Origin of the sequence: Pectinatus sottacetonis (assembly GCF_015732155.1) — a bacterium.
Lineage (GTDB): Bacteria > Bacillota > Negativicutes > Selenomonadales > Selenomonadaceae > Pectinatus > Pectinatus sottacetonis.
Genome location: NZ_WIQK01000001.1, coordinates 1,342,807 through 1,355,603 on the forward strand (window position 1 = coordinate 1,342,807; position 12,797 = coordinate 1,355,603).

Annotated in this window: 14 protein-coding genes; all 14 read left to right on the forward strand. The window is 35.3% G+C overall.

Features of this window, described 5'->3' with window-relative positions:
• The first annotated feature begins 1 nt into the window (after window position 1).
• On the forward strand, window positions 2-1,690 hold the full coding sequence (cydC, locus tag I6760_RS06190) for a thiol reductant ABC exporter subunit CydC (protein WP_196593629.1): 1,689 nt from the start codon (window positions 2-4) through the stop codon (window positions 1,688-1,690).
• A gap of 90 nt (window positions 1,691-1,780) precedes the next feature.
• Window positions 1,781-2,323 carry an ECF transporter S component gene (locus tag I6760_RS06195; RefSeq protein ID WP_196593630.1) on the forward strand — a complete coding sequence of 181 codons (543 nt, stop codon included), beginning with the start codon at window positions 1,781-1,783 and terminating at the stop codon, window positions 2,321-2,323.
• 112 nt (window positions 2,324-2,435) lie between these two features.
• A complete protein-coding gene (gene deoD, locus I6760_RS06200; RefSeq protein ID WP_196593631.1) occupies window positions 2,436-3,143 on the forward strand; it encodes a purine-nucleoside phosphorylase in 708 nt (235 codons plus the stop codon).
• 1 nt (window position 3,144) lies between these two features.
• Window positions 3,145-4,422 (forward strand): NCS2 family permease, encoded by a 1,278-nt coding sequence (locus I6760_RS06205; protein WP_196593632.1) that lies wholly within the window; start codon window positions 3,145-3,147, stop codon window positions 4,420-4,422.
• A gap of 32 nt (window positions 4,423-4,454) precedes the next feature.
• Window positions 4,455-5,627, forward strand: coding sequence for a phosphopentomutase (locus tag I6760_RS06210; RefSeq protein ID WP_231036124.1), 1,173 nt, complete (start codon window positions 4,455-4,457; stop codon window positions 5,625-5,627).
• A gap of 24 nt (window positions 5,628-5,651) precedes the next feature.
• Window positions 5,652-6,986 carry a pyrimidine-nucleoside phosphorylase gene (locus tag I6760_RS06215; protein ID WP_196593634.1) on the forward strand — a complete coding sequence of 445 codons (1,335 nt, stop codon included), beginning with the start codon at window positions 5,652-5,654 and terminating at the stop codon, window positions 6,984-6,986.
• 4 nt (window positions 6,987-6,990) lie between these two features.
• A complete protein-coding gene (locus I6760_RS06220; RefSeq protein WP_196593635.1) occupies window positions 6,991-7,383 on the forward strand; it encodes a cytidine deaminase in 393 nt (130 codons plus the stop codon).
• A gap of 134 nt (window positions 7,384-7,517) precedes the next feature.
• Window positions 7,518-8,273, forward strand: coding sequence for a MurR/RpiR family transcriptional regulator (locus I6760_RS06225; protein WP_196593636.1), 756 nt, complete (start codon window positions 7,518-7,520; stop codon window positions 8,271-8,273).
• Window positions 8,274-8,400: 127 nt separating this feature from the next.
• Complete coding sequence (locus tag I6760_RS06230) at window positions 8,401-9,252, forward strand: tagatose bisphosphate family class II aldolase (protein ID WP_330997948.1); 852 nt, start codon at window positions 8,401-8,403, stop codon at window positions 9,250-9,252.
• Between the two features lie 16 nt (window positions 9,253-9,268).
• Window positions 9,269-10,183: a 1-phosphofructokinase gene (gene pfkB, locus I6760_RS06235; RefSeq protein WP_196593637.1), complete on the forward strand. Its 915-nt coding sequence runs from the start codon at window positions 9,269-9,271 to the stop codon at window positions 10,181-10,183.
• Between the two features lie 16 nt (window positions 10,184-10,199).
• Window positions 10,200-10,628, forward strand: coding sequence for a PTS sugar transporter subunit IIA (locus tag I6760_RS06240; protein ID WP_196593638.1), 429 nt, complete (start codon window positions 10,200-10,202; stop codon window positions 10,626-10,628).
• 12 nt (window positions 10,629-10,640) lie between these two features.
• On the forward strand, window positions 10,641-11,117 hold the full coding sequence (locus I6760_RS06245; protein WP_196593639.1) for a PTS sugar transporter subunit IIB: 477 nt from the start codon (window positions 10,641-10,643) through the stop codon (window positions 11,115-11,117).
• A 32-nt stretch (window positions 11,118-11,149) separates the two neighbouring features.
• Window positions 11,150-11,947, forward strand: a complete 798-nt coding sequence (locus I6760_RS06250) for a PTS mannose/fructose/sorbose/N-acetylgalactosamine transporter subunit IIC (RefSeq protein WP_196593640.1) — start codon at window positions 11,150-11,152, stop codon at window positions 11,945-11,947.
• A 23-nt stretch (window positions 11,948-11,970) separates the two neighbouring features.
• Window positions 11,971-12,795, forward strand: a complete 825-nt coding sequence (locus tag I6760_RS06255; protein WP_196593641.1) for a PTS system mannose/fructose/sorbose family transporter subunit IID — start codon at window positions 11,971-11,973, stop codon at window positions 12,793-12,795.
• The last annotated feature ends 2 nt before the right edge of the window (window positions 12,796-12,797 follow it).

Genomic DNA, 12,797 nt, shown 5'->3' on the forward strand with positions numbered 1-12,797 from the left:
TATGAAGATAAATCTTTGGCAGCTGTTTAGATCGGTAAAGTTTTATATAGTTTTGTCTTTGATTATAGGTTTTTTTTGTAATATGAGTGTTATAGGCCTTATGGCAGCTTCAGCTTATCTTGTAACAAGTGCCGCCTTGAAAATACCTCTTTATAAGCTGGCTTTGGCAATAACCGGGGTACGGGCCTGTGGTATTTTTCGAGCAGTTTTTCGTTATGCAGAAAGATATATTTCTCATAATGCAGCTTTTACTGTTTGGCAGCAGTTAAGAAAGAATATTTATAGAAATGTCATAAGAGCATTACCTTTTTCGGAAAAAGCAATGCATGACGGTGATATATTTACAGCAGTAATTAGCTCGCTTGAGGATCTGAGAGATGCTGTATTGAGACTGTTTTTACCGCCATTTACCGCTCTTTTTATGGTACTGGCTTTGTTTTTATTTATATATCCATATAGTGTATATGCTGCAAAAATATTTTTGACAGCCTTTTTTGTTACAGCTATTTTACTACCGTTGATTTTTTATCCATACAAGCAGAAAAAAATGGTATCGTTTGAAGCTGAATTATTGGAATTTCTTGAAGGAGCAAAAGATATGGCAGCATTTGGCTATCAAAATGAAAGAAAGAAGACGGCTTATAATAAAATAAACAACAATGTGGTAGTTGAAAATAGTTCATTTAGATTTAGTATGCTGGCAGCTGTGTCTGCCCGGATTACAACGGCTGTGACCATAGTAGCTGTGTTGGCAGCCTTTATTGTTTCTCCTGCACAGATTACTGCAATAGATGCAGCAGTAATAATATTGGCAGTCACTGCTGCTTTTGAAGTCATGCTGCCTCTTTCTGAGTTGGGAAGTCAATTTAGAAAGGCTGCTGATGCAGTGGAAAAACTGGATTATTTACTGCAGCCGCATAATATGAAACTGCCTTATGCAGTGGAAAGCAGACCAAAAAATGAAGATATATTGACTGTCAGTAATGTTTCTTTTGGGTATGAAAAAGATAAGCTTATATATGATGCTGTTAATTTTTCTTTAGAAAAGGGTAGTAAAACTGCTCTTATAGGTAGCAGTGGCAGTGGAAAAAGCACCATGGTGAATTTATTAGTAAAGCTTTTGGCTTATAATGCAGGGACTATTTTTTTTCAAAATGATGCTTATAATTATATTGATGAAGTAAAATTGCGAGAAAATATAAAAACAGCTATGCAGAATCAATATATTTTTACAATGACCATCCGAGAAAATTTTCATATGCTTTATCCGAAAATAAGTGATATGGAGATATATAAGGCATTAAAATTAGCAGGATTATATGATTTTGTAATTAAAACGCCGCAAAAATTAGATACCCAGACGGGTCGGGATGGAGCTTTTTTATCAGGCGGACAAAGAAAGAGACTGGCTATAGCAGTGGCATTGGCAAAAGATGCACCAATGCTTATTTTAGATGAACCTACAGCAGGTCTTGATATATTTACAGCAAAAAAAATAATGAATACGGTGCTGCAACTTGATAAAGAACATACGGTTCTGGTCATAACGCATGATCTTAGCTGTATTACCAAATTTGATAAAATTTTTGTTTTAGACAAGGGGAAAATAATTGAAAGTGGTACGCCGATGGAATTGCTGCAGAAAAAGGAACATTTTGCCAATATGATGCAATATCGCAGGGTGATTTAGTTAATATCGGCATGGTATTGGCTTGACTAAATATTAGTTAATGACTATAATATGCCTGAAATAATGTAACAATAAGAGTGGAGAGTATTTATGATCAGCAATAAGATAAAAGTTTTGACAAACATGGCCATGTTGGTAGCAATATCATTAGTATTAGTAGCAGCCATAAATTTTCCGCTTATACCAGCGGCACCATATTTGAAATATGATCCGGCAGATATTCCTATTTTGATAGGGACTTTTTTGTTTGGTACTTATGCAGGTTTGTTATTGACAGCTTTTACAGTGCTTTTGCAAGGGCTGTTGATAAGTACTGACGGTGGTCCAATTGGTATAGTAATGCACTTTGCGGCTACAGGTACCTTTGTGGTGACTGCTGGAATGATTTTTCATCACGTGCATATTAAAAGGACAGAACAAATTGCGTTGTTTTGTGGCAGTATAGCTATGACTATTGTCATGGTTTTGTTTAACCTGCTGCTGACACCTTTATTTTTGGGAGCACCATTAGAAAAAATAATAGAACTTTTGCTACCGGTGATCATTCCATTTAATTTGCTCAAAGCAGGAATAAATGCAGTATTGACGGGGATAATTTATAAATCTGTGGGCAAGTTTTTACAGAGAAGTTAAGTGGCTGGTATTATATGTTGTTTCAAATTAAATATAGCGATACAATATATATGAGAAAGCTGATTGAGCGTGTAATAGAGCGATGTATATAATCTGGAAAGAAGGTTTTTTAATGAGTACACATATTGAAGCACAGAAAGAACAAATCGCAGATTGCGTTTTACTGCCGGGGGATCCGCTGCGAGCTAAGTATATAGCTGAAACTTTTTTGACGGATGTGCAGTGTTATAATAAAATCCGCAATGCTTTTGGCTATACAGGAACATATAAGGGAAAGCGGGTTTCAGTACAGGGAACAGGTATGGGGATGCCATCAATATCCATTTATGTTAATGAACTTATTCAAGAATATGCTGTAAAAAAACTAATAAGAGTAGGGACATGTGGCGGAATGCGTAAGGATGTACATGTCCGTGATGTGATTATTGCGCAAGGTACAACAACTGATTCGGGCATGATCAGAAATACATTTGGTGAAGGGATATATTATGCTCCTTTAGCTGACTTTGATCTCTTATATAAGGCATATGAAATAACTAAGAAAAGTGGTATTCCGGTAAAAATAGGCAATGTAATTTCTGAAGATCGTTTTTATAATGATGAAATAGACCGCCAGAAACTTATTGATTATGGTGTTTTGGCGGTAGAAATGGAAGCGGCGGCATTGTATTTATTAGCTGCAAAATATCATGTGCAAGCTCTGGCTGTGTTTACAACCAGTAATAATCTCGTTACGGGGGAAGAAACTACAGCCAAAGAACGTGAACGTTCTTTTAACGATATGATAAAAATAGCATTAGATACAGCAACAGCAGAATAAAGTGAAAAAAATTTTTATTGGCTGGGGAAAGAGCAGACAATTAATAAAAAATGAGATAACGGCCGGGTTGACAGCTTTTTGGGCAATATCGTATATCATTGTTGTTAATCCGCTAATATTGGCAGATGCCGGAATACCAATTGACTTGAGTGTATTTGCAACTATATTTACATCTGTTATAGGCTGTGCAGTAATGGGAATATGGGCGGATGCCCCTATTATTCTTGTACCGGGAATGGGTGTAAATGCTTTCTTTACGTACACTGTAGTAATGGACATGGGATTTACTTGGCAGGAAGCACTGGGAATAGCATTTATAGCAGGAATATTATTTTTGCTGGTGGCCTGTACCTGCCTGGCGGATATTTTAATACGGGCGGTATCACCGTCATTGAAGTATGGGATTACCGCGGGGATAGGTCTTTTTCTAATAGAACTTGGTTTGGAAAAGGGGCAGTTGATAGAACAAGGGAAGAATTCACTTATAAAACTAGCATCTTTGCAAAATCCAGCAGCACTGCTGACCATTTTAGGATTGATATTAAGTTTGGTCTTATATTTGCGCAGGGTTAACGGTGGATTTTTTATTGCTATTATCTTAATTAGTATTGTAGGAAATGTTATAGGTGTAGGAAAAGATGTTTCTTTAAATGTAAATTTAGATAAAATTTTGTTATACCGGAATATGTTTTTTCAGAACAGTTTTATCCATATTTTGGATTTTAAATTTTGGCTGGCAGCGTTTTCTATGGCCATGATTCTTATATTTGATACAGTAGGGATACTGGAAGGGCTGCTACCGGATAAGACTAAGTTTAAAAAAACCTTTTCAGGTTCAGCGGCAGTAACGGTAGTGGCAAGTATTATGGGGACAAGTCCCACTGTTGTTGCTGCTGAAAGTGGTGCCGGGATAATAAGTGGCGGAACTAATGGGATAATGGCATTGACGGCAGCTGTTTTATTTATGCTGGTACTGTTTTTTGTTCCTTTTTTATCGTATATTCCACAGTCAGCAGTTGCCCCGGTCATTATTATTACAGGGACAATGATGCTTCAGCAGTTGCGATATGCTGATTTTAGCGATTTTTCGGAGTGGTTTCCAGCAGTTTTATTGACAGTTATGATCCCTTTTTCCGGAAGTATTTCTACAGGGCTGGCTTTTGGTTTTATTGTGTATCCGATAATGAAACTCTGCACAAGTAAGACTAATCATATCCATCCTTTGATGTATGCAGTAGCAATATTATTTTTGGTGGATTTATTCGTTAATAATTATTAATTTTGTCCATAAGGCTGATGGGAGGTTTTAGTATGAGTATAAAAAGAGCATATATTATAGTCCTTGATAGTTTTGGGATTGGGGCAGAACCTGATGCAGCAGAGTTTGGGGATGGTGACTGCAATACTTTGCGTTCAATCGTTTCATCACCGCGGTATTATACGCCTAATATGAAAAAATTGGGGCTGTTTAATATTGACGGAGTCGATTATATGACAAGTGAAAAATTACCAGTAGGAGCTTTTGCCCGGATGAGAGAAAAATCAATGGGGAAAGATACTACTATTGGCCATTGGGAAATTGCCGGTATTGTTTCTAAAGATCCACTACCTACTTATCCACAGGGTTTTCCAAAAGATGTAATCAACGAATTAGAAACAGCTTTTGGCAGAAAGATAATTTGCAATAAACCTTATTCCGGGACCAAAGTAATAAAAGACTATGGGCAGGAACATGAAAGAACAGGGGCTTTAATTGTATATACTTCAGCCGACAGTGTTTTACAGATTGCTGCGCATGAAGAAGTTATACCAGTAGAGCGGCTTTATGAATATTGTCGTATTGCTCGTAAGATAATGCGTGGTGAACATTCTATAGGGAGAATTATTGCCAGACCTTTTGCGGGTAAATATCCTAATTATGAACGTACGCCTCGTCGGCATGATTTTTCTTTGCAGCCACCAGCACAGACAATGATGGATGTCTTGCTGCAGCATGACTTTACCACTATCGGTATTGGAAAAATATCAGATATTTTTGCGGCACGCGGTATAGGAAGACATATTCCAATAGATGGCAATGAAGATGGAATGAACAAAACAATTGCTACATTGGATGAAAAATTTAAGGGACTGTGTTTTGTCAATCTAGTAGATTTTGATATGAAGTATGGTCATAGGCGTGATGTAGACGGCTATGCTAATGCGGCAACAGTGTTTGACAAACAATTAGGAACTTTTATGAAAAAAATGAGTGATGATGATATTCTATTTATTACAGCTGATCATGGCTGTGATCCTAAGGCTCCTGGTACTGATCATACGCGCGAATATACTCCTTTGCTTGTCTGGGGTAGTCAGGTAAAACAAGGGCTGAATTTGGGGACATGTCCTACTTTTGCAGATATTGCAGCAACTATCACGGATTTATTTGCAGTTAAATTTGTTACAGAGGGAAAAAGTCTGGCTGGTAAAATAATGAAATAGAAATAGTATTTTGCGAGGCATAAAATGCGTATATTTGATATTATTGATAAAAAAAAGCATGGCGGAAGATTGACAGATGTGGAAATTGAATACATGATAGAAGCATTTATAAGCGGTAAAATTGCAGATTATCAGATGTCGGCAATGCTTATGGCAATATGGTTCAGAGGAATGAATGATCATGAGCTAGCTGTTTTAACGCAAGCAATGGCAAAATCTGGTGACATGATTGATTTATCGGCAATTTCAGGTAAGAAAGTTGATAAACATAGTACAGGTGGAGTTGGTGATAAAACAACATTGGTTGTTGTACCTATTGTAGCAGCCTGCGGAGGTAAAGTTGCTAAAATGTCAGGCCGCGGACTGGGACATACAGGCGGGACAATTGATAAACTGGAAGCTATTCCTGGCATGCGGACTTCTTTGAGTCAAGAAGAATTTTTTGCTACAGTGAATAAAATTGGAGCGGCTATTATCGGTCAGACAGGAAATTTAGCACCAGCGGATAAGAAAATATATGCGTTGCGTGATGTAACGGCGACAGTTGATAGTATACCATTAATAGCATCATCTATAATGAGTAAAAAATTAGCGGCGGGAAGTGATTGTATTCTCCTCGATGTTAAAACGGGCAGTGGTGCCTTTATGAAAACATTTGCTGATTCAGTGAAACTAGCTCAGAAAATGGTAGCAATTGGGACTCATGCTAAGAAAAAAACAGCAGCTTTAATCACAGATATGGATATTCCACTGGGGCATGCTGTTGGTAATTCACTGGAAGTCATTGAAGCTGTTGATACGCTGTGCGGTAAAGGGCCGGATGATCTTACAGAGGTATGTATTCAATTGGCAGCTAATATGCTGTATCTACTTGAGAAGGGAAATATTGCTGAATGTCAGAAAATGGCACGAAGAGTTCTCAATAATGGAAGTGCCTTTGAAAAGTTTATTGCGATGGTAGCAGCACAAGGCGGTGATATCTCTGTATTGCGTGATACAGAAAAGTTTCCTAAAGCCCCTTATAAAAAATCTGTTTTGTCAGATAGTGATGGTTATATTACAAAAATGGATGTGGAAAAATGTGGTATTGCTTCAATGATACTAGGTGCTGGACGTGAAAATAAAGACAGTGTAATTGATTTTTCTGCTGGAATATTGATTACCAAAAAATATGGAGATAGAGTGAAAAAGGGAGAAAAATTAGCAGTCCTTTATACTGGAAAGAGAGAAAGACTAGAACAAGCAGAGAATGTGTATAAAAGATCGGTAAAAATTGGTAGTAAAAAACCCGAACAACGGTCATTAATATTAGCTCGTGTAGAAAAAAATAAGATAGAAAAATTTTTTAGTGGGGAATGATATAATGACAGAAAAAGAATTAGTAGAGGCAGCTAAAAGGGCAAGACAGTTTGCCTATAGTCCTTATTCGAACTTCAAAGTTGGGGCAGCTGTTTTAACTAAAAGCGGAAAAATATATAGCGGCTGCAATATTGAAAATGCGTCTTATGGAATTACTAACTGTGCTGAGCGTACAGCAATTTTTAAGGCGGTATCTGAAGGTGAGAGAGATTTTCTGGCACTGGCAGTAGCGGCTGATACCGATAAGCCTACAGCTCCTTGTGGGGCCTGCCGCCAAGTGATAGCTGAGTTTAAGATAAATAAGATCATTATGGCCAATGTGAGGGGAGATACTAAAGTGGTGACATTAGAAGAATTGCTGCCATTTCCTTTTTGTGATAATGATATGATTTTATAAATATATTTACCGGTAATAGATTAATTGTTGTATAAAGTTAAACATACTGATAAAATTATAGATAATGTGCGATTAAAACAGTAAGTAAAAACTTATAGGAACCATTAAAAATATTGCAGGTGGATAAAAATAATATGCTTATAAATGTTAATAGACATGTAATAGAAAAATTATCGAAAACAGAATTATCTATTATCCAATATATAAATGAAAAAGAAACAGAATTATCTGATATGTCAATTGTGGATATTGCTTTTGAAACTTTTACCTCACCAGCAACTGTTTCCAGGGCAATTAGAAAATGTGGCATAAATGGTTTTAATGAATTAAGATACAGACTTAATTTACCGAAGGATAATAAAGAGTTAATAAGTATCAATGAAATAATGAAAAAAACATTGATAGAAGCAAATGAAGTCTTACAAAGGATATCATTGAAAGATGTATTAAATGTTGTAAATGATATAATTGATGCATTTGATGAACAAATTTATATTTTTGGCAGAGGACCAACAGAGCAGGTAGTTAAAGAATTTTCCCTGAGATTACAGTTACTGGGATATAATGTATTGGCAACAGAAGATCCTACAATTATGGTCAAATTAAGTCAAAGGTCTAATAATCAATTAGTAATATTATTTTCATTAAAAGGGGAGACACGGGAACTTATAGAAGTTGCTGAAAACTGTTACTTGAATAAGGTAAAGCTTATTGTAATTACTTGTTCTTCTGCTAGTCCGTTGTTGCAATATGCATCACATTGTTTATTAGGATATTATCATAAAAAAATAGCTATTAAAGAATTTGATGTCACTTCACGTATTCCGCTTTCGATGATATCAAGAATAATAGTTGATTATCTCGTAGAAAAAAACAATGAAAGTGTTTAAAAGAATACCATATTAATTACTATAATTAATATGGTATTCTTTATTTTTCAAATTGCGAAAAGATTTTCATCATTACTTATTTTATAATAACAGCATAAAGATAAATTTAATAGGAGTGATGATAATTATGTTACTATCTACTAAGCAAATGTTACTTGAAGCACAAAAAAATTATTATGCTGTGCCAGCTTTTAATATTCATAATATGGAAACATTACAGGTAGTTGTGCAGGCAGCTAAAGAAATGGGTTCTCCGCTTATTATTGCGGCAACTCCGTCAACAGTAGAATATGCAGGAGCAGATTATCTTGTAGCAATGGCTTCTGCTGCAGCACAGAATAGTCAAATACCAATAGCTCTGCATTTGGATCACCACGAAGATGTAGATGTGATAAAAAGAGATATTGATACAGGTTTTAGTTCATGCATGATTGATGCATCAAAGCTGCCGTTTGAAGAGAATATTGCCAAGGTAAAAGAAGTTGTTTCATATGCACATAGGTATGATGTTACCGTAGAAGCTGAATTAGGGAAATTGGTAGGAATAGAAGATAATGTTGTGGTAGATGCTGCTGAGGCAATATATACTGATCCAGATTCTGCCGCTGATTTTGCTGCATTAACAAAAATAGATTCGTTGGCAGTGGCTATTGGTACGGCGCATGGTTTATATAAGGGAAGGCCCAAACTTGATTTTGACAGATTAAAAGCAATAAGAGCTAAGGTCGATATACCTTTGGTCTTACACGGGGCTTCAGATGTACCGGATGAATTAGTAGAAAAAACGATAAGTATGGGAATCTGTAAAGTGAATATAGCAACTGATTTGAAAATACCATTTTCTAATGCAGTTAAAGAGTTTTTTGTTAATAATCCGGCAGAAAGTGATCCGCGGAAATATATGACACCCGGTAAAGAGGCAATGAAAAAAATTGTTGTCCATAAAATAAATGTTTGTAAAAGTGCAGGGAGATATTGATTCAAGGAGAAAATTAATGATTTATACATTGACGATGAATCCTGCAATTGATTTCAACATTACAGGACAAAATATCAGGAAAAATCATGTAAACAGGACATGGAATCCTGTTTACACCCCTAATGGCAAGGGTGTGAATGTATCATTAGTGTTGAAGCATTTTAATTGTGAATCGGTAGCAATGGGTTTTTTTGGCGGATTCAGTGGTAAATATATTATTGATGAATTGAAAAAAACAGGTATAGAAGTAAGTCCGGTATGGATAGATACAGTAACGAGAATAAATGTTTTTCTAAATGCAGGAAAAGATGAATACAAATTTGTCAATAAGGGGCCGTTAGTTGCAGAGAAATACCAGCAGGAACTTTTATTTAAATTAAAACAGCTCGATGATTGCGAATATTTATCAATAAGTGGCAGCCTGCCAGTTGGGGTCAGTGAAGAATATTATGATAAAATAGCTGAAATATGTGAAATGAAAAACATAAAATTAATCTTAGATATAAGTTCCCCAAAATTGAAAGAGTTATTAAAGTACAGGCCGTTTTTAATAAAACCGAATGATGATGAAATAAATGCCATATTTGGTTATGAAATAAAATCAGATGAAACAGCTATGCAGGCATTAACAGAATTGGTATATAAAGGTGCGCAGAATATTTTACTTACTATGGGAGATAAAGGCGCGTATTTCACAAATGGTAAGGATATTTATTTTTCCACAGCGCAGAAGGTGGAGTTGCTTAGCTCTGCATGTGCAGGAGATTCAGCATTGGCAGCTTTTTTAAGTGGATTTTTGTACGGCGGTACTATAGAATCGTCATTGAAGAAATCTGCGGCAACAGGAGCAAATGTTGCGGAAAGCAATGCACTGGGAAATATGAAAAAAGTGGAAGAATATATGAATAATATTAATATAAGAAAATTATAAAAGCGAGGGATTTTAATTGATTGGTATTTTGGTAATTACACATGGAAGTTTTTCTGATGGTTTAAAAAATGCGGCTGAATTACTTGCAGGAAAACAAGAATACTTTGAATCAATAGGATTTTATCATGGAGATAGTATAGAAATTCTTAATGAAAAGGTTTTATCAGCACTTAAAAATCTTAACAGAGGACAGGGGATTTTAGTTTTTGTAGATATGTTGGGAGGTTCACCGTCTAATGTTATTTTAAAATTATTAAGAAGTAATAATTTTAAGGCAATTGCCGGAGCAAATTTACCAATGATATGTCATGCCGTATTAACAAGAAATTCGGAATTATGTCTTGATGAACTTTTTAAACAATGTATTGCGGTTGGTAAAGAATCATTGGTATCACTGAATAAAGTATTTGATAATATGCAGGAAAATATTGAAAATGATTTTTAGGAGGAAAGTAGGATGAAAAATGTAGTATTAGTAAGAATTGATGACAGACTTATACATGGACAGGTAATGACATCTTGGTTAAATTTTACACAAGCAACAAAAATAATGGTAATTGATAATGGAGTAGCAGACGATCCATTTATGAAAAATGTTTTAAAAAGTGCAGTACCTGGAAATATAGGGTTAGGAGTTTTTTCAGTGGAACGTGCAGCTGAAAGATTACAAAAAGGATTTAAAGATATTGATAAGGTCATAATATTGGTAAAATTTCCTAAAACATTAGAATGTCTTATGGATAAGGGAATTAAATTTGAACAAATAAACATAGGAGGAATGGGAGCAAATATAAATAGGCATCAATTTTATAAAAATATATCGGCTTCGGATGAAGAAAAAGAAATATTTAAAAAAATATTAAATAAAGGTTGCAATTTGGAAATTCAAATTATTGCTGAAGATAATAAGATTAATGTAGCTAAATATTTGTAAAATTTTAATTATTTTAAAAGGAGAGAAAAGCAATGGAAATATCCTTAGCACAAGCATTTTTGATTGGTGTAGTTTATTATTTGGGAATTAACGGAACACCATGGTTAACTTGTTTAGGAAGTACAATTATTCAAAAACCATTAGTATCAGGACTTGTTGTAGGTATAATTTTAGGTGATCCACTGACTGGTGCAATAATAGGGGCAGCAATTAATCTTCCATTTATAGCGTATATTTCAGCTGGAGGAGCTCCGCCTACTGATCCTGGTTTAGCAGGAACTTTGGGGACTGCACTGGCTATGGCCGCAGGAGTAAGTCCGGCTGTAGCAATAACGATTGCTGTTCCATTGGGAATTTTGGGAACGATTATATGGGTTGTTCATATGACTGTGGATGTATTCTTTGTCCATATGATTGATAAGTGTGCGTTGAATGGTGATATGAAAAAGGCTAGTTTTTTGCACATTGTACCACCACAAATAGTAGCATTTTTAATTGGTGTTGTTCCGGTTACATTGGGTTGTTATTATGGAGCTGGTATAGTTTCTAACATCATTGCTGTATTAAATGGAACACCTCTTAAAGTGCTTGAAGTAATAGGGGGAATACTTCCTGCTATCGGTATAGCTATGAACTTACGGGCAATAAATAAGCCAGGAATTCTTTTATGGTTTGTTTTAGGTTTTGTTATTACTGTATATCTTGGACTTACAACTATGCCGGTTGCAATTATTGCTGGAATAGTTGCTTATTTGTATACAGGTATTATGGTAAATGTAGAAAATAAAAAAGTAGCTGTTTCATCAGCTGACGATAATGATGATTTTTAAGGTAAAAAGGAGAGCGGATTCATATGAATAATAAAATAACTCTTAGCAAGAAAGATGTCCTTAAAGCATTTTGGAAATGGACCTTTTTTTCTCATGCAAATTATAATTATGAACGATTACAAGCCAGTGGAGTATTATTTTCTATGTCGCATTTGCCAAAAAAATTATATCCAGGAGACGAAAAAGCACAAAAAGCTTTTATGCAAAGGCACATGCAATTTTATAATACGGAACCTCATTTTGGTGGGATAATAAATGGTATGGTATTGTCAATGGAAGAAGCAAAGGCAAATGGAGCAGATATTCCTGATGATGCAATTAATAGTGTAAAAACAGGCTTAATGGGACCTTTTGCTGGGATAGGCGATACTTTATGGCAAGGAACATTACAACCGATATTACTGGCTGTAGGTATTAGTATTGCTTCTGCTGGGAATATGCTGGGAGCTGCTGTGTTTGGTATATCAGAAGCTATTATAATGTTGATGCTTGCTTATATTATGTACATGCGTGGTTATAAGACAGGCAAAGATGGAGTGCAGGTTATATTGGGCGGGGGAAAAATGAAACAGCTCATGGCAGCAGCTTCAATAATGGGAGCAACTGTACTGGGTTCTTTGACAGCAAGTTATGTAAAAGCTCAATCGACTATGAGTATTCCTTTGGGACAGGCGCATCTATCATTGCAGACAGACATATTAGATAAATTGTTTAAAGGGATGATCCCTTTAGGAATAACACTACTTGCGTTATATTTATTGAAGAATAGACAAATGAAGTCAACTACTGTTATGGGAATTTTAGCAATAATAGGAATTATATTAGGGGTTACAGGAATTTTAGGATAAAT

Bases quoted from the DNA above. Each gene is read 5' to 3' on its own strand.
- I6760_RS06220 (WP_196593635.1), top strand. From the start codon at position 6,991: ATGACAGAAAAAGAATTAGTAGAGGCAGCTAAAAGGGCAAGACAGTTT.
- I6760_RS06195 (WP_196593630.1), top strand. From the start codon at position 1,781: ATGATCAGCAATAAGATAAAAGTTTTGACAAACATGGCCATGTTGGTA.
- I6760_RS06245 (WP_196593639.1), top strand. From the start codon at position 10,641: ATGAAAAATGTAGTATTAGTAAGAATTGATGACAGACTTATACATGGA.
- I6760_RS06250 (WP_196593640.1), top strand. From the start codon at position 11,150: ATGGAAATATCCTTAGCACAAGCATTTTTGATTGGTGTAGTTTATTAT.
- I6760_RS06215 (WP_196593634.1), top strand. From the start codon at position 5,652: ATGCGTATATTTGATATTATTGATAAAAAAAAGCATGGCGGAAGATTG.
- I6760_RS06255 (WP_196593641.1), top strand. From the start codon at position 11,971: ATGAATAATAAAATAACTCTTAGCAAGAAAGATGTCCTTAAAGCATTT.
- deoD (WP_196593631.1), top strand. From the start codon at position 2,436: ATGAGTACACATATTGAAGCACAGAAAGAACAAATCGCAGATTGCGTT.
- cydC (WP_196593629.1), top strand. From the start codon at position 2: ATGAAGATAAATCTTTGGCAGCTGTTTAGATCGGTAAAGTTTTATATA.
- I6760_RS06230 (WP_330997948.1), top strand. From the start codon at position 8,401: ATGTTACTATCTACTAAGCAAATGTTACTTGAAGCACAAAAAAATTAT.
- I6760_RS06225 (WP_196593636.1), top strand. From the start codon at position 7,518: ATGCTTATAAATGTTAATAGACATGTAATAGAAAAATTATCGAAAACA.
- I6760_RS06210 (WP_231036124.1), top strand. From the start codon at position 4,455: ATGAGTATAAAAAGAGCATATATTATAGTCCTTGATAGTTTTGGGATT.
- pfkB (WP_196593637.1), top strand. From the start codon at position 9,269: ATGATTTATACATTGACGATGAATCCTGCAATTGATTTCAACATTACA.